General features: G+C 69.9%; 13 protein-coding genes. 5 read left to right on the forward strand and 8 right to left on the reverse strand.

What is annotated here, in order from left to right:
- Positions 1 to 407: 407 nt before the first annotated feature.
- On the forward strand, positions 408 to 1334 hold the full coding sequence (locus LOS78_RS03365) for a bifunctional enoyl-CoA hydratase/phosphate acetyltransferase (RefSeq protein ID WP_230376913.1): 927 nt from the start codon (positions 408 to 410) through the stop codon (positions 1332 to 1334).
- A complete protein-coding gene (locus LOS78_RS03370; RefSeq protein ID WP_230376914.1) occupies positions 1331 to 2434 on the forward strand; it encodes an acetate/propionate family kinase in 1104 nt (367 codons plus the stop codon). The genes LOS78_RS03365 and LOS78_RS03370 overlap by 4 nt, the downstream gene beginning before the upstream one ends.
- Positions 2435 to 2466: 32 nt before the next feature.
- Here LOS78_RS03370 and LOS78_RS03375 read toward each other — a convergent pair whose 3' ends face one another.
- The 4 genes from LOS78_RS03375 to LOS78_RS03390 form a co-directional block, all read right to left on the reverse strand.
- Positions 2467 to 4245: an alpha/beta hydrolase gene (locus LOS78_RS03375; RefSeq protein ID WP_230376915.1), complete on the reverse strand. Its 1779-nt coding sequence runs from the start codon at positions 4243 to 4245 to the stop codon at positions 2467 to 2469.
- Between the two features lie 64 nt (positions 4246 to 4309).
- Complete coding sequence (locus LOS78_RS03380) at positions 4310 to 5308, reverse strand: zinc-dependent alcohol dehydrogenase family protein (RefSeq protein ID WP_230376917.1); 999 nt, start codon at positions 5306 to 5308, stop codon at positions 4310 to 4312.
- A gap of 96 nt (positions 5309 to 5404) precedes the next feature.
- Complete coding sequence (locus LOS78_RS03385; RefSeq protein WP_230376919.1) at positions 5405 to 7360, reverse strand: glucosaminidase domain-containing protein; 1956 nt, start codon at positions 7358 to 7360, stop codon at positions 5405 to 5407.
- Positions 7361 to 7416: 56 nt separating this feature from the next.
- Positions 7417 to 7761 carry a hypothetical protein gene (locus tag LOS78_RS03390; protein ID WP_230376921.1) on the reverse strand — a complete coding sequence of 115 codons (345 nt, stop codon included), beginning with the start codon at positions 7759 to 7761 and terminating at the stop codon, positions 7417 to 7419.
- A 157-nt stretch (positions 7762 to 7918) separates the two neighbouring features.
- Between LOS78_RS03390 and LOS78_RS03395 the strand changes: the two genes are divergently transcribed.
- Entirely contained in the window at positions 7919 to 10027 is a 2109-nt protein-coding gene (locus LOS78_RS03395) for a hypothetical protein (protein ID WP_230376923.1), read from the forward strand.
- Positions 9966 to 11255, forward strand: a complete 1290-nt coding sequence (locus LOS78_RS03400; protein WP_230376924.1) for an ABC transporter substrate-binding protein — start codon at positions 9966 to 9968, stop codon at positions 11253 to 11255. Before LOS78_RS03395 ends, LOS78_RS03400 begins: the two co-directional genes overlap by 62 nt.
- Here the strand turns inward: LOS78_RS03400 and LOS78_RS03405 are convergent.
- The 4 genes from LOS78_RS03405 to LOS78_RS03420 are packed head-to-tail and all read right to left on the reverse strand — an operon-like array spanning position 11183 to position 14944.
- Positions 11183 to 11956: a heme ABC transporter ATP-binding protein gene (locus LOS78_RS03405; RefSeq protein ID WP_230376925.1), complete on the reverse strand. Its 774-nt coding sequence runs from the start codon at positions 11954 to 11956 to the stop codon at positions 11183 to 11185. The two genes, LOS78_RS03400 and LOS78_RS03405, sit on opposite strands and share 73 nt — an antisense overlap.
- Positions 11953 to 13029 (reverse strand): iron ABC transporter permease, encoded by a 1077-nt coding sequence (locus LOS78_RS03410; protein WP_230376926.1) that lies wholly within the window; start codon positions 13027 to 13029, stop codon positions 11953 to 11955. Before LOS78_RS03410 ends, LOS78_RS03405 begins: the two co-directional genes overlap by 4 nt.
- Positions 13029 to 13907: a hemin ABC transporter substrate-binding protein gene (locus LOS78_RS03415; RefSeq protein ID WP_230376927.1), complete on the reverse strand. Its 879-nt coding sequence runs from the start codon at positions 13905 to 13907 to the stop codon at positions 13029 to 13031. The genes LOS78_RS03410 and LOS78_RS03415 overlap by 1 nt, the downstream gene beginning before the upstream one ends.
- Positions 13904 to 14944, reverse strand: a complete 1041-nt coding sequence (locus LOS78_RS03420; protein WP_230376929.1) for a hemin-degrading factor — start codon at positions 14942 to 14944, stop codon at positions 13904 to 13906. The genes LOS78_RS03415 and LOS78_RS03420 overlap by 4 nt, the downstream gene beginning before the upstream one ends.
- A 150-nt stretch (positions 14945 to 15094) precedes the next feature.
- Between LOS78_RS03420 and LOS78_RS03425 the strand changes: the two genes are divergently transcribed.
- Positions 15095 to 17146, forward strand: coding sequence for a TonB-dependent receptor domain-containing protein (locus LOS78_RS03425; protein WP_230376930.1), 2052 nt, complete (start codon positions 15095 to 15097; stop codon positions 17144 to 17146).
- The last annotated feature ends 59 nt before the right edge of the window (positions 17147 to 17205 follow it).

Below are 17205 nucleotides of genomic sequence, written 5' to 3' on the forward strand. Positions count from 1 at the left end.
GGGCGGGCCGTCTTGCCGTCCCGGACCCGGATCGGGTCGGGGACGGTGTCCGCCCCTGCGGCCGGCGCGACGCCCGGCGCCCCGCGCCGGGTTCGGGACGCCATCCCGGGCTTGCGTTGCCGGACATCATGCCGCCCGACCTGCCGGACCCTTGCGGCGATCCGGGCCGATCCGGCCCTGTCCGAGGCTCGCTGCGGCCGGTGATCGGACCCGCGGGCCGGGATGGTGCGCCCCCTCGGGACCGCCCGAGCGCGCCCGCGGCCAGTCGCCGCACTGCAAAGACGCAGGCGAACGGCGTTTTTTGCTTGCCAGACACAGACATATCGGTCTTTCCATGGCTTGTCCCGGAACGCGATCCGGGGGCAGACTGAAGCGCCAGCGGAGTGCGCCAGCACGGAAGGACAGCTATGACCGACGCCTATCAAGCCATCATCGACCGCTGTGCCGGACTGCCGCCCCTGCGCACCGCCGTGGTCCATCCGGTGCAGCATTCCGTCTTCGAGGCGGTGGGCGATGCGGTGGCCGCCGGGCTGATCGAGCCGGTGCTGATCGGCCCCGCCGCCCGCATTGCCGCCGCGCTGATCGAGGCCGGCCAGGCCCCCGACGCCTATGAGATCGTCGATACCGAACACAGCCACGCCGCCGCCGCCCGTGCCGCACAGATGGCCGCGGCGGGCCAGGTCGGCGCCATCGTGAAGGGCTCGCTGCATTCCGACGAGCTGCTGGGCGCGGTGATCCATCCGCAATGCGGGCTGCGCACCGAGCGGCGCATCAGCCATGCCTTCCTGATGCTGACCGAGGATTATCCGCGCCCCTTCATCATCACCGACGCGGCGGTCAACATCGCGCCCGACCTGATGGTCAAGGCAGACATCCTGCACAATGCCATCGTCCTTTGGCGCCTGCTGTGGGGCCCGGCCCGGCCCAAGGTCGCGATCCTCGCCGCGGTCGAGACGGTCAATCCCAAGATGCAGGCCACGCTGGACGCGGCGGCGCTGTGCAAGATGGCCGATCGCGGCCAGATCGAGGATGCCGAACTGGACGGGCCGCTGGCCTTCGACAATGCGATCAGCCCGGCGGCGGCCCGGGAAAAGGGCATCGTCTCGCCGGTGGCGGGGCAGGCCGACATCCTGCTGGTCCCCGATATCGAATCGGGCAACATGCTGGCCAAGCAGCTGGTCTTCATGGGCGGCGCCGACGCGGCGGGGATCGTGCTGGGCGCGCGGGTGCCGGTGGTCCTGACCAGCCGCGCCGATTCCGTGCGCGCCCGCATGCTCTCCACCGCGCTGGCCGTGCTGATGGCGGATGCGCGCCGGCGGGGGCTGGTGAAATGATCCCGGCGATCCTGACCCTCAATGCCGGCTCGTCCAGCCTGAAGTTCCGCGTCTTCGCCCGCGACGGGCTGTCGCTCATGGCGCGGGGCGCGGTCAGCCGCATCGGCGCCGATGCCGAACTGGCCGCGGCGCTGACCGGCGAGCCGGAGCGCCGCACCCCCCTCGCCGCCGGCGGCGACCATGCCGCCGCGCTGCAGGCGGTGCTGGATTTCCTGGATGCGCATGACGAGGGCTGGCGCATCGAGGCGGTGGCGCATCGCATCGTGCATGGAGGGACGGCCTATACCCGTTCGACCCCGGTCACGCCGCAGGTGCTGCAGGACCTGCAGGAACTGGTCCCGCTGGCGCCGCTGCACCAGCCGCACGGGCTGGCGGCCATCGCCGCCGCCCGCCGGCTGTTCGGCGAGGGGGTGCCGAACCTGGCCTGCTTCGACACCGCCTTCCATGCCGGCCGCGATCCCCTGTTCACCCATTTCGCCCTCCCCGAGCCGATGTTCGAGCAGGGCATCCGCCGCTATGGCTTTCACGGCCTGTCCTATCAGTGGATCGCGCATGTGCTGGCCGAGAACCTGCCCTGGCTGCATCGCGGCCGGGTCGTCGCGGCGCATCTGGGCAATGGCGCCAGCCTCTGCGCCATGCACGAGGGGCGCAGCATCGACACCACCATGGGCATGACGGCGGTGGACGGCATCCCGATGGGCACCCGCTCGGGCGCCGTCGATCCCGGGGCCATCCTGCTCATGCAGCGCAGCTTCGGCATGGCGCCGGAAGAGATCGAGGACCTGATCTACAACCGCTCGGGCCTGCTGGGCATGTCGGGCCGGTCGAACGACGTCGCGGCGCTGCTGAAGGACGGCAAGCCGCAATCGCGCTTCGCGCTGGATTTCTTCGCGCTGAAATGCGCCCAGGCGGCGGCGGCCATGGCGGTCTCGCTGGGCGGGATCGACGCGATGATCTTCACCGGCGGCATCGGCGAGAACGCCACCCCGGTGCGCGAGGCGATCCTGCGGCACATGGCGCCGCTGGGCAAATTCACCAGCATGGTCATCCCCGCCAACGAAGAGCGGATGATGGCGATGGAGGCCGCCCTGCTGCTTTGACCCCGCGCCGCGCCGGCGCAGGGCAGGGCGGGTCACCGCTGCCGGACATAGCTGCCCGGCGCCTCTTCCAGCGGCGGATAGCCCGCCTCGGCCGCGCCCATGGCCGGCGGGGCCACGCGCCCGGCGCTGGAATGCTGCGCCAGCCAGTCGCTCCAGGCCGGCCACCACGAGCCCTGGCGCATCGCCGCAGCGCGTGCCCAGTCCTCGGGGCAGAGGCAGGCGCCGTCGCGCTCGCGGCTGGCGATGCGGTAATGGCTGCCGGGCCGGGCGGGGTCGAAGATGATGCCGGTATTGTGCCCTTCGCCCGCCAGCACGAAGGTCAGCTCGGCATCGCTGAGGTAATGCAGCCGATAGACCGATTGCCAGGGCGCGACGTAATCGTCCTCGGTGCCCACGGCGAAGATCGGCGCGCGCAGGTTGCGCAGCGCCACCGGGCGGCCCTCTGCCGTCAGCCGGTCGGTGGCCAGCGCGTTTTCCAGATAGAACCGGCGCAGATATTCGCCCTGCATGCGGCAGGGCATGCGGGTCGAATCCGTGGCCCAGGCGGCCATGTCGGTCATCGGATCGCGCTCGCCCATCAGATAGCTGCGCACCATGCGCGACCAGATCAGCTCGTCCGAGCGCAGGAAGCGGAAGGCGCCCAGCATCTGCTCGGCCGTCAGATAGCCGCGCTGCCACATCAGGCTTTCCAGCACATGCAGCTGGTCGTGGTCGATGAACAGCCCCAGGTCGCCCGGCTCGGTGAAATCCGTCTGCGCCGCCAGCAGCGAGACCGAGGCCAGCCGGTCGTCCCGCGCCCCGGCCATGGCCGCCGCCGCGATGGCCAGCAGCGTGCCGCCCAGGCAATAGCCCGCCGCATGGATGCGCCGCCCGGGCAGGATGGCCGAGACCGCATCCACCGCCGCCATCACCCCGAGGCTGCGATAATCGTCCAGCGTCAGGTCGCGGTCCTCGGCCGTCGGGTTGCGCCAGGACAGGCAGAACACCGTATGCCCCGCCCGGACCAGATGCCGGACCAGCGAGTTTTCCGGCGACAGGTCCAGGATGTAGTATTTCATGATCCAGGCCGGGACCAGCAGCACCGGCTCGGCCAGCACGGTTCCGGTCGCGGGGGCGTATTGGATCAATTCGACCAGATGATTGCGGAACACCACCGTGCCGGGCGTCGCCGCGACCTCATGGCCGACGCGGAACCGCTCGGCCCCGACCGGCGGCTTGCCGGCCGCCAGCCGCGCCATGTCCTCGGCCCAGTTGCGCAACCCGGCCAGATGGTTCAGCCCGCCGCTGCGGATGCTGCGGGCGATGATCTCGGGATTGGTGAAGGGCAGGTTCGCCGGCGAGACCATGTCGAGCCATTGCTGCGCCAGGGCCGAGAGCAGGTTCTCGTGATGCGGGCTGACGCCGGGGACGCCATGGGTGGCGTCGCGCCACCATTGCTGCGTCAGCAGGAACCCCTGCGCCCAGAGGCTGAAGGGCGGCTGGCGCCAGGCCTCGGACTGGAAGCGCCGGTCCTGCGGCGGCGGGCGGATCATCGGCTCGGCTTGCGGATCGGCGGCAAGGGCGGCGGCCTGGGCCAGCAGCCCGGCCGCGTCGCGCCGGGCCTTGTCGGCCAGTTCCAGCCGCTTGCCTGGCGCGGCGGCCAGATGCGCCGACCAGTCGAAAAGCGCCATGCCGAGCGCCACCGGCGACAGTCCGGTGCTGAAGCCGGCGGTGGCCGCCTCGCGCAGGCGGTCCAGGGTGCGATAGCTTTCGGCGCCGGGCCTGTCCGACCTGTCAGGCCGCTCGGGGGCGGCGGGGGGCGGAGGTTTCATGTCGTTCATCGCTGCGGCTCCCGGTCGGATATGGGTCTGGCCGGGCGCAGCCGCGCCCGGCGGTTTACGGCACGAGCACCGCCGCGCCGTCGAAACGGCCGGCGCGCAGGTCGTCCAGCGCGCGATTGGCCTCGCGCAGCGGGTAGGTCTTGGTTTCGGTCACGATGCCGATGCGGGGCGCGAGGCCCAGGAAATCCAGCCCGTCCTGCCGCGTCAGATTGGCGACCGAGGCGATCTGGCGTTCATGCCAGAGCAGCGCATAGGGAAAGGCGGGAATGTCGCTCATATGGATGCCGGCGCAGACCACGCGGCCGCCCTTGCGCACCGCCCGCAGCGCGGCGGGAACCAGAGCGCCCACCGGCGCGAAGATGATCGCGGCGTCCAGCGCCTCGGGCGGCGCCTGATCCGAGCCGCCGGCCCAGACCGCACCCAGCCTACGCGCGAAATCCTGCGCGCGCAGGTCGCCCGGCCGGGTGAAGGCATGCACCGCGCGGCCCTGCCATCGTGCCACCTGGGCGACGATATGCGCCGCCGCGCCGAAACCGTATAGTCCCAGCCGCTCGGCCTTGCCCGCGATCACCAGCGCGCGCCAGCCGATCAGCCCGGCGCAGAGCAGCGGCGCCAGCGCCACCTCGTCGCCAGCCTCGCCCAGCGGAAAGGCGAAGCGCGCATCGGCGATCGCCGCGGTCGCATAGCCGCCATCGCGGGTATAGCCGGTGAAGCCCGGCGCATCGCAAAGGTTTTCCTGCCCGTCCCGGCAATAGCGGCAGCAGCCGCAGCTGTGGCCCAGCCAGGGAATGCCGACCCGCTGGCCCACCCGCAGGCCGTCCACCCCGGGGCCGAGCGCCTCGATCCGGCCGACGATCTCGTGGCCGGGAATGATCGGCAGCACCGGATCGGGCAATTCGCCGTCGATGACATGGAGGTCGGTGCGGCAGACGCCGCAGGCCAGCACGCGGACCCGGATCTGGCCGGGGCCGGGGTCGCGGTCGGGAAGCTCGGTCCAGACCAGCGGCGCGCCGATCCGTTCCAGCACCATGGCATGCATCCGGGCGTCTCCCATCCTCCGGGTCATGTCCAATATGCGGATGATGGGCCGCGCTTGTAAATGGGCGCGGCCTTAAGTCGCGGTCCGGGATCGCGGCAAAAAGGGGCGCCGTCAGCCGCGCAGCGGGTTGAGGTTGCCGGCCGTCCGGTGGTCCCTGACCCGCGCCGCCGCGATGCCGTTGGCCAGGTGGCGGCCGAACAGGCCGATGCCCAGCAGCAGGGCCGAGCCGGCAAAATTCGGCAGCAGGCTGTCGCCGAACGTCGCCACGCCCCGCATGGCGGTCTGCAGCACCGAACCGTCCTGGAAGAAGCCCGGCAGCAGGTCCAGCACGGTGCGCAGCCCGCTGCCGGCGCCGCCCTGCTCGACCAGCCGGCCGAGCGCGCGGGCTAGCGCCGGGTCGCCAAGCGCCTCGGGGCGCAGCGCGGCCAGGATATCGGTCAGCTCGCGCGGGACCGCGGCCGCCGGCAGGCTGCGCAGCTGCTCGTTCAGCCGCGCCGCCTCGGCCGAAAGCCGCGCGGCCTGGGCGGCGGCATTGCCGCTGTCCAGTGCCTGGATCTCGGCCAGGAAGGGCGCCAGCCCGTCGGGCAGGGCGGTGGCGGGCAGGGCGGTGGGCAGGACCGCGCCCTCGGCGCCGCCGGCCGCGTTGACCACGGCGCGGTTGCCGATGCCGAAGGCGCCCAGGATCGCCGTCGCCCAGCTGAGCACGCGGCCGCGCCGGGCGTCGCGGGTGATGACCGAACCGTCCTCGGCCAGCTGCTTTTCGGTGGCGGTCAGGCGGCGTTCGTCCAGCGGCCTGGGCCGGGCGGTCTGCAACCGCTCCTCGGTGGCCGCGTCCAGCACGCCGGTGGTCGGCAGGCCGTTGTCGTGCTGAAAGGCCAGCAGCGCCGCCGCGGTCAGCGAGCCGAAGATGCCGTCGATCCGCCCCAGCTTGTAGCCGAGCGCGGTCAGCCGTTCTTGCAGCAGCCTGACCCGCATCGGGTCGTCGTCGCCCCTGCGCAAGGGCGGCGCGGGTTCGCGGACGGCCGGCAGGTCGCCGGGGATGTCGAAGGCGTAAAGGTCGTTCTTGCGCATGATCGAGCGCAGCTTGGCGCCATATTGCGGGTCGGTCGCGTAGACGCCGGTCAGGGCATCCGCGAAACGGTCGGGATCGTTCAGGAACTGGCGGGCGCGGGTGTAATGGCGCGACTGGGCCAGCAACCGGCCATGTTCGGCAAAGGCGTCCTCCAGGCTGGCAAAGACCCGGAAGGGCTCGCGCCGGCGGCCGGGCGTGCCGTTCTGGAACTCGACCGTCCACGAGGCGACGCTGGGCTGGTTGCCGACCGCCTTGATCCCGAAGGGGTTGTTCGACCGCGCCGGCATGCGCGCGCCGTAATCGCTTTCCAGCGCCCATTGCGCCAGCGTGACCGAGGCCGGCACGCCCCAGCGCCGTTGCGAGGCCTGGGCGGCGCGGATCACCTCGATGCCGAAGCGCGGCGGCAAAGCGGGCAGGGCCGGCAGGTCGCCGGCGGGCGCGGCGGCATCGGCATCGTCCTCGGCCGCGGCGTCCAGCAGCGTATCGCTGTCCTCGGGCAGGTCCTCGGGCTGGTCCGAGACCATGGCCCAGGCGGGCGGCCTGTGCCAGCCGTCATTCGCCGCGTCGCGCAGCCATTGCGGGGCATTGACCGCGCGGCCGCCGGCGCCCCAGACGATGCGCCGCGGATCCGAGGGCGTGGTGCCGAAGCCGACATGCAGCGTATGCGCACCCATGTAGCCCGTCCCCGCGCCGATGCCCGTGGCACCCTGCGCGGCGGCGGCGATGACGAACTTGCGCAGCGCCGGGTCGGGCTGGCTGTCCGAAAAGCTCAGCGTGCGGCCGCCGGCGATCAGCTGCAGGTCCGCGGCGCGCCCGCCGTCGTGGCGGGTCGAGCCGGTGCGCCGCCCGCCGCTGCCGGGCTGGCCGCCCGAGGTGATCAGGATCCTCTCGATCCCCGCCGCCAGGCCGGCGCCGCGCAAGACGGTCTCCAGCTCCTTGCAGATGGGTCGGTCGCGCGTTTTTCCGATCAGTCCCGATTGGTCAATCAATGTCATGTCAGCCTCCTTGTGAAGCCGAGTCGGGGAAGGATTATCGGTGAGTCGCAAAAGGCTTATTGCGCAATAGTTGATCCGACTTGGAATTTCGTCAATCGCTTTGGACAATCGGCGATATTCGTCCCGAACCCGGGCATCGGGCGCCCGTCCCGGATGAATGCAGCGCCTTTTCCGGCCCGGCGGACGGCGGGCCCCATCCGAGTCGCCGCCCATGCCGCGGCTTTCCAGCTTGCGCGATGCGGTTTTTCTTGGCGGAAGCGTATTTTTCGCAGGAACGAATTGAAACCATTTGATTGGAAATAGAAAGATTCAGCTATCGGATTTTGCGAAAGCCGGCGGCGGTCGGAACGCAGCCCGCAGGAGTCCAGTTGAAATTCTTGAAGAAAACGCGCATAATCCACGCAGTTTCCTTTATAAAAGGAAGTGGGTTATGAAAAGCTTGGTTCTCGCTCTGGTTGTTCTTGCCGGTGTCACGGCCCAGGTATCGGCGCAAAGCGCCTGCCGCCCCGCCGTCGAGCAATGCCGTTAGGACAGACCTCATTTTCTTGAGGCCGTAACATGCAGGAAGTGGTTGCGCTGCTTTTCGGGGCGGCGATCGTGGCTGTGTTTTCTTATGAGCGTTTCAATCGGGTCTCATTCGAGAATTCCGGGCAGCTGGAGCGTCTGGTCAACCTTCTGTCGGCCGATCATCTGCGCGCCCGGCAGGTCGTCCTGCAGGCATATCTGATTTATGCGGTCTCGCTGCTGGCGATCTATTTCTTCCTTTGCGCCTATGCCGAGGTGCTGCCGGTGCTGGGCGGCATCCCGCTCGATCCCGGGATCGGCGCCACGGACCTGCCCAAGGCGCTGAGCCAGATCACCGGCTCGGATGCCGCCGGTCTCGCCATGCAGCAGCTCGGCCCGGCCGGAGAGACCGCGATCAGAAACGGTATCTCGCCGCAGATATCGCTGTCGGTGGCGCTGATCATGGTCGGGGTGCTGCCGCGCTTCCAGTTGCTCAACCGCGTCGAGGACTGGATGCGCCACGCGGCCCACCGGCTGGCCGGCATTCCGACCCAGGTCGCCGTCGCCAGCGAAAAGCTGCGCCAGGGCAATTTCCGCCTGCCGTCCCCGCCCGCGGCGCCCGTCCGCGATCAGCCCGCGGACCCGTCCGAGGACCGGCCGGGCGGCGGCTTGCCGAGCCGGCGGGACCGGCTGGGGCTGGGGCGTTATTTCGGCTTCCGCCAGCCGCCGCCGGCAGAGGTCACGGCTGCCACGGCACCCGCCCGGGACACGGCTGCGGATCGGTCCAAGGGCGGGTTTCTGCTGCCGCAAGAGGACTGGCTGCGGCTCGGGCGCTATTTCGCCGTGTCGCAGGCGCGCGGCCTGCTGCCCGATCCCGAGACCTTCGAAAACGACCTGCGCATCATCTTCGCCTGCGACGCCTGGCTGCTTGAACGGCGGCTGCCGGTGCTGCGCGCGCATGACCGCGAGATGTTCAGGCGGCTGGAGGAGGATCTGAAGATCCGCACCGGGCGGCTGGTGCTGGCGCTGGACGAACGGGTGCGGCTGGACGAGAAGGCGGCGCAGAACGGCGCCGCCGCCCGCGAGGGCGAAGAGACCGACAAGCCCGGCAACGAGATCGTGGCGCCGGGCGGCTGGCGTGCCCTGACCCGCCAGACCGAGGAACTGGCCGAGGATTTCTGCACCCTGCTGGCGCTTTACGTCGAACACGACATGCTGCAATTCGGACATGCTTCGTCCGCCCTCGGCGCGCGCGGCCTCCAGCAGGCCGAGGCCGAGCAGGTGCTGGAAGAATTCCTGCGGCCGATCCTCAGCGACAACCTGCCCGAGCTGCGCCGGCAGGCCACGCAAAAGGCGCTGGTCTGGACTTTCGGCATCGTGGTCGTGGCCTGCCTGCTCTGGGCCGGGACATTGAACGTCTATGAGCGCGAGCTGGAAAACTGGGGAAAACGCGGCATCCAGCAGATCAGCTTCTATGGCCGCAGCTTCGAATTGCTGGCCACCTCGTTCAACACCTATCTGATTCCCCTGGTCGTGGCGCTGGCGGTGCGCGACACCCGGCGCCCGCGCGGCACCTGGCACGACCTGGCGCGCTCGGACTGGACCGACAGGCTGCCCCAGATTCTGCTGATCGCGGTGCTGGCCTGGTTCGTCTCGACCATGTTCGTCATCGGCACCAATTCCTGGATCGCGGCGCTGCGCAACGAAACCGGCTGGACGAAGGGCGATCTCTGGGTCCAGTTGGCCGCGTTCAAGGTGGATTTCGACTATCAGGCGCCGCGCGCCCTGCGCGGGGTGGTTCTGGCGCTGATGGTGCTTTGGCTGATGGACGACACCCGTCACCGGCTGGAGCCGCAGCACAGCCGCCTGCGCTTTGCCTGGGAATGGGGCATCGTCGGGGGGCTGATCATGGCGGCGACGGGGGGGATCTCGCGCTATTTCACGGCGCTGATCGCGCTGTCCTACAGCACGCGCACGGCGATCGACTCGGTGGACCGGGGGCTGATCTTCTATTCCGTGCTGTTCTCGGGCCTGATCGGGCTGGCGGTGATGTTCTGCCTGGCCGCGGCGCTGGTGCGGCGGTCGCCGCGGCCCCCGCAGATTGCAGGGACGGCATCGGCCGGGTCCCGCACCCATCCGGACCGAGAGCCGCACGATGCCTAGGATCGCCCGCCTTGCCGCGCTGCTGGCCCTCCAGGCGCTGCTGATCTGTCCCGCGGCGCTGGCGCGAGAGGTGATCGTCATCGGCGTGCGCGACGACGTGCCGCCCTTCGTGTCCCGCAACGCCCGTGACAACACCTATGTCGGCTTCCTGTGGGATCTTTGCATCGCGGCCGTCACCCGGGCCGGCTATCATTTCGTGACCGAGCAGCTGAATGCCGACGGGCGCACGCAGTTCCTGGACATGGGTTCCAAGACCATCGACCTGCTGTGCGACCCCACGACCATCACCCTGGACCGTATTTACCACACGGTGCCATCTCTCAAGAAGGAAGCCCGGGAGAAACCAACGAAGGACATCACGGAGAAATCCTTGGTGGAATCGCTGTCCTTCTCGCCGATCATCTTCATCGCCAACGGCACCTATTTCGAGCCGGGCGAAAAGCTGCGCGAACGCCGCGCCCCGAAGCAAGAGTCTCCCGACACCAAGGAACCCGTTACTCCCAACTGGCTGGGCGAGACTTTCCGGATGCTGCTCTATGCGCCCGGGGACAGCAAGGCGGCGGATGCCGCGCCGCCGGTGCGCGAGGAGGTCTGGGGTTTCGTCCGGGGCGCGACCATCGAGGCGGTGCTCAGGCAGGAACTGCCCGAGACGATGCTGCGCCAGGACGTCAAGGTGCGTTCCAAGGCGTTTGATTCGCACCAGTTGGCGGCCGCCGCCTTCTGCGAGGGCAGGCTGGACCGCTATTACGGCGATGCCGAGATCGTGCGCGCGATGATCGCCCGGCAGGCGGAGAAGGCGGCGGGCGGCGCGGCCCCGAAGACAGGTTCTGACGCCCCGAGCTCGTCAGGGCAGGTGGCGAACCAGAAGAACCAACAGGAAAAGGCGGCGGAAGCGGCGGAAAAGCCGGCCGACACCATCTGCGACAGCCAGGCGGCCAGGGGCGCGGCCAGTTACGAGCCCTATGCGCTGATCATGTCGTCGCACAATCATGCCGAGTTTCCGCGCCAGATGAACTGGGCCATCTACAGCATGTTCGCCGACCGGACCGTCGAGCGCATCTATCGCGCCCATTTCCCTTCCGAGGCCTCGTCGCCGCTGCTGACCATGCTGTTCCGCATCAACACCATTCCTGACAGGTGCCAGATCCCGGGCTTTCAGGCCGCCGCATGCGGCAAAACCCAGACACCGGCCTCGGGGACGGCATTGACCCGCAACGAACAGCCATAGGCATGCGACAGCGCCTCGTCGGTCAGCACCTCCTCGGGGCGGCCCTGGCACAGCACGCGGCCGCCTTTCATCAGCACCAGCTTCTGGGCGAAAAGCGCGGTCAGGTTCAGGTCGTGCATGACCGCCACCACGCCGCCGCCCGCCTGCGCGTAGCCGGCGGCAAGCCGCATCACCGTCAGCTGATGCGCGATGTCGAGGCTGCTGACCGGTTCGTCCAGCATCAGCCAGCGCGGGCCGTCGGCCTCCAGCGGCTGCCAGACCTGCGCCAGCACGCGCGCCAGCTGCACCCGCTGCTGCTCGCCGCCCGAAAGCTCCTGATAAAGCCGGCCGGAGAAGTCCGCCAGATCGACCGCCGCCAGTGCCCGAGGCACCAGCGCATCGGCGTGCTCGCCGCGCGCCTCGATGCCGATGCGCACCACCTCGGCCACGGTGAAGGGAAAGGACAGCGCGGCCGCTTGCGGCAGCACGCCCCGCCGGCGCGCCAGCTCCTCGGGCGACATGCGGGCCATGTCCTGCCCGTTCAGGGTGATGCGGCCCCGGCAGGGCAGCTCTCCGGTCAGGCTGCGCAGCAGCGTGGTCTTGCCCGAGCCGTTCGGCCCGACGATGGCGGTGATCTCGCCCGCCCGCGCCGTGATCGAGACGCCGTGCAGGATCGGCTTACGGCCAAGGCTGACATGAATGTCGGCGGCGATCAGGCTCACAGGTCCAGCACCCCCCGGTTGCGCAGCAGGATCCACAGGAAGAACGGCCCGCCCATGATGGCGGTGACGATGCCGATGGGCAGTTCGGCCGGGGCGATGACGGTGCGGCTGACCATGTCGGCCAGAAGCAGCGTCACCGCGCCCAGAAGCGCCGAATTGACCAGCAGCCAGCGGTGGTCCGGTCCGCTGGCCAGCCGCAGCAGGTGCGGCACGACGATGCCGACGAAGCCGATGCCGCCCGAGACGGCGACGGCGGCGCCGGTGGCCCCCGCCACGGTCAGGATGGCGCGGTTCTTGACCTTCTGCACCCGGATGCCGACATGGCCGGCCGCCGCCTCTCCCAGCGCCAGCGCGTTCAGGCCGCGCGCGAGCCAAGGGGCGGAGATCAGCGCCAGCGCCATGATCGGCGCCCCGGCCAAGAGCTTGGGCCAGTTCGTCCCAGCCAGCGAGCCCAGCCCCCAGAAGGTCAGGTCGCGCAGCTCGCGGTCATTGGCGCGCAGGATCACCAGCCCCGACAGCGCCGCCATGATCGCCCCCAGCGCGATTCCGGCCAGCAGCATGGTTGCGACCGAGGTGCGCCCGCGCCGGGTGGCGATGCGGTAAAGCGCCATGGTGGTCAGCCAGCCGCCGATGAAGGCGGCGACGGGCACCAGATACCAGCCGAAGAACGCCGCGACCCAGCCCGGCAGCGCGCCGCCCAGCACGATGGCGAGGATCGCGCCCAGCGAGGCGCCCGAGCTGACGCCGACGATGCCCGGATCGGCCAGCGGGTTGCGGAACAGCCCCTGCATCACCGCGCCCGAGACCGCCAGCGAGGCGCCGACGAAGATGCCCATCAGCACGCGCGGCAGGCGGATGTCCAGCAGCACCACCCGGTCCTGCATCACAAGCTCGCGCCCCGCCAGCAGGTCCGAGACCGCCCGCATGAGCGAGGTCCCCGAGGCGCCCCAGCCCAGCGAGATCACCGCCACCACGGCCAGAAGCAGCGCCAGGAACAGCCCCAGCCGGCGGGCGCGGTGGCTGCGGTCTCCGTCCAGCCGCTGGGGGCGAAGTTCGGGCGACAGGGCCGCCATCACGACCCCGCATAGATCAGGTCGTGCAGCTCGACCGCCGCCTCGCCGGTGCGCGGGCCGAAGCCCAGCAGTTTCAGCCCGTCCATCATCACCACCGCCCCGTCGCGTCCCGCCGGGGTCTGGGCCAGCGCCGGCACGGCCAGCACCGCCTGTTTCGCCGCCGTATGGCTGCTGCCGCCATTGGCATCCGCGTCCGCCTGCGCGTCGCCGCGCCGCATCATCAGGATCACGTCGGGCGCGGCCTCGATCACCGCCTCGTCGGTGACGGGCTTGTAGCCCTGGACGCCCGGCATGGCGTTGCGCGCCCCGGCCAGCCGGATGATGCCGTCCGCCGCCGTGTCGGCGCCGCCGGCCATGACCCGCCCGCCCTGCAGGGACAGCACGAACAGCACCTTTTTCGGCTCGCCCGTCACCGCCTGCGCCCGGCCCAGGGCCGCCTGCAGGTCCGCCGCCAGCTTCTCGTGCAGCACGCGGCCCTTGTCGGGCACGCCGAGCGCCTCGGCGACCGCATCGACCTTGTCCAGCACGCCCTCGGCATCAAAGCGTTCCTCGACGCTGACGAAGGCCACCCCGGCCGATTTCAGCACCGCGACCGCCTCGGGCGGCCCGGCGCCGTCCTCGGCGACGATAAGGTCGGGCCCGACCGACAGCACGCCTTCGGGTGACAGCGCGCGGACATAGCCGACATCGGGCAGGGCATTGGCCTCGGGCGGCCAGTTCGAGGTGGTGTCGCGGCCGATCAGCCGCGATTCCTCGCCAAGCGCATAGACGATCTCGGTCACCGAGCCGCCCAGGGCCAGCACGCGCCGCGCCTCGGGATGGCTGTCCGCCAAGGCCGGGCCGGCCAGCAGGATCAGCGCCAGCGCCAGCCGTTTCATGCCGCGGCCTCGGCCAGCGCCGGCAGGTCGGCGACCAGCGCCGCCCATTCTTCGGCATCGCCGCCCTTTTCCGGGCGCAATCCGAAGCATTGGAAGATCAGCGCCCCCTCGGCGTCGAAGGCCTCGACCGAGATCGCCGGTCCGCGCTTGGTGGGCTTGTCCACCGCCCAGACCTCGGCGACGTGATCGCCGCGCAGGTGCAGGTTGAAGCGCGGGTCCATGACGTTCAGCCATGGCCCCATGGGCTTCAGCGAATGGATGGGTCCGGAATGGATCTCGATGCAGCCCATGTTGCCGACGAAGAACATCACCCCCACGCCCCCGGCATGGACGCGCTCCAGCAGGGCGGGCACGGCCCCGACCGCCAGCGGCCGCACCAGCGGCGCCCCGGCGACGCGATAGGCGCCCAGCCGGTTCATCTTGAGCCGGCGGATCAGGATGTTGAACTGATGCGTGTCGGTCATCGCCGCCCATTCCCGGCGCAGCGCCTCCGCGCGCTCGGCGCTGGCCTTCGGCGGCTCGACCGGCGCCCGCGGCTCGAAGCGGCCCGCGTCCGACTGGTCCGGCAGCGCCAGGTCGCGACGCAGCGTTTCCCAGGCGGTCAGGTCCGAGCCCTCGCGCAGGTGGATCTTGTGGACCGCGTCGCCTGCCGCGTCGAAGACCTGGATCGACCGGCGGCTGGCGGTCCCGACCTCGGATTCGACGGCGAAGGCATGCAGCCAGTGGCGCGGAAAGATGCGCAGGTCGATCTCGGGGTCAAGGGTCATGGCGGCATGTTCGCCATCGTGGAAGTCGTTGTAGGTGCCGAGCTTCTCGATCACGCAGGACCGGTTGCGGGTCAGGGCCATCACCTCGCCCAGGGCCTGCACCTGCGGGATCAGCCGGCCGGGCAGGGGGTCGATGCGGGTCGCGCCATGGCCGACCCGCGCCGCGACCAGCGCGGCCTCGGGGACGCCCAGCCGTTCGGCCAGGTCATAGGGGCGGCCGCTGTCCTCGGCCTGGATGCGGCGCAGATCCGCCGGGGAATGCTTGGTCATCGCGGTGCCTTTCGCTGCTGCTGCACGCCCGGTTCGGCCCGGGGCGATGCGCAAGGAATCATTGACAGTTTTACTAAGATTATTTTACCCCGCGCAAGATGCCAGCCCCGTGGCCAGCGAACAGTTTCACGAGATGACGACGGGGATCACATGTCACGCCACAGAATTCGCGGCGCGTTTCTGGCCGGAACCACCTGCCTGACCGCCTTGAGCCTGACCCTTCCGCTGCAGGCGCAGGAACGTGCCGAGGCCGCGCGGCCCGCCTATGTGCTGGACCAGATCGTGCTGCGCGCCGGCAAGCCCAAGGTGGCGTCCGAGGTGCCGCAATCGGTCTCGGTCGTGGACGGCCAGCAGCTTGCGGATATCGAGCCGGTGCATATCGGCGAGGTTCTGGCGACGGTGCCGGGGGTTGCCGGCGTCGGGTCGGGCAGCTTCTTCGGCCAGGGCTTCAACATCCGCGGCTTCGGTTCCTCGGGCGCCGCGGCCTCGGAATCCGGGATCGTCCAGCTGATCGACGGCGAGGAGAAATATTTCGAATCCTACCGCCAGGGCGCGCTCTTCGTCGAGCCGGACTTCCTGCGCCAGGTCGAGGTGCTGCGCGGCCCCGGCTCGTCCACGCTTTACGGCTCGGGCGCGCTCGGCGGGGTGATCGCCATGGAGACGATCGAGGCCGGCGACCTGATCGCCGAGGGCCAGAGCTTCGGCGGCAAGGCCAAGCTGGGCTATGCCAGCAACCCCGACACGGCCTTGGGCAGCGTCGCGCTCGGCTGGCGCCCGGCCGAGGATTTCGAGGCGCTGGCCGCCTTCGCCTGGCGCAAGCTGGGCGATACCAAGGATGCGGAGGGCAATACCAGCATCCGCTCGAACTCCAGGACGCCGAACCTGCTGCTGAAGGCGAGGAAGACCTTCGGCGATCACCATGTCGCCTTTTCCTACCAGCATCTGGAGGCCAAGGGCGAGAACCAGGATTTCAACCAGCTGGAAGGGGCGCAGGTGGGGCTGTTTCCGGGCTTCTCCGGCTGGGGCGTCGGCGACATCACCACCCGCGACCAGACCGCGCGGCTGATCTGGGGCTGGAACCCGGACGACAACCGCTATGTCGATGTGACGGCCACGCTGTCCTATACCAACACCATGAAGGACGTGCGGCAGGGCGACGACCCGGACGAGCCGATCATGCCCTCGCTGCTGGGGCGGCGCGACTATCGCCTGTGGAAGTTCAAGCTGGCCAACGTGGCAGACCTGTCGGGCGCCGGCCATGATCATGCCCTGACCACCGGCTTCGAGCTGCTCAAGCAGGATCGGTCGTCCAGCGTGCCCTCGGCCTCGCATCCCGAGGGCTTCACCCGCGCCTGGGGGGTCTATGCCCTCTCGGAAGTGACCTGGGACAGGCTGACGGTCAATTCGGGCCTGCGCTACGAAAGGCAGCGCACCGAGCCCAAGGACACCGTCGGCTTCGCCGCCGAAGAGCGCAGCTTCGAGGCGGTCGAGCCGCAGGTCGCGGCGATCTACAGGCTGGACGGGCAGTGGTCGGTCTTCGGCTCCGTCGCCTTCGTGAACCGGATGCCGACGGTGGACGAGCTCTACGACGGCTCGATGGCGACGGCGCCGAACCCGAACCTGAAGGACGAGAAGGGCAAGAACCTCGAAGCCGGGATCTCCTATCGCGGCAATGGGCTGTTTGCCGAGGGCGACGAGGCGGTGATGAAGCTCACGCTGTTCCGCAATCACATCACCGACATGATCGCCCGCTCGGGCGCGGGACCGGCGGCCCATTTCACCAATATCGACCGCGCCTATCTGCGGGGCGGCGAGCTGGAGGCCAGCTATACGCGCGACGCCTGGGAGTTCGGCGCCGCGGTCTCGGTGGCCGAGGGCGAGGATCAGGACGGCACGGTGCTCGACACGCTGCCCAACGACCGCGTGACGCTGCAGGCGATCTGGCAGGCCGGCGATGCCTGGCGGCTGGGGCTGCGCAGCACGCTGGCCAGGGGTCGCGACAAGGCGGATGGCACGCATCGCGCCGGCTATGGCGTGCATGACGTCTTTGCCACCTGGGCGCCGCAATCCGGGGCCGCGGCCGGGATCGAGGTGCATATGGGCATCGACAACATCGCCGACCGCGACTACACGCCGGCCTCCTGGCTCAGCGGCCCGGCGCCGGGGCGGAATGTCAAGCTGTCGGTCTCGCGCAGCTTCTGATCCGCCCTGCCGGCGCCGGGGGCATGGCGACCGGCCCGCAAGGCCGGCCGCCTTTCCGG

It is taken from the genome of Paracoccus sp. MA, from assembly GCF_020990385.1.
In the GTDB taxonomy this organism is placed as follows: Bacteria; Pseudomonadota; Alphaproteobacteria; order Rhodobacterales; family Rhodobacteraceae; genus Paracoccus.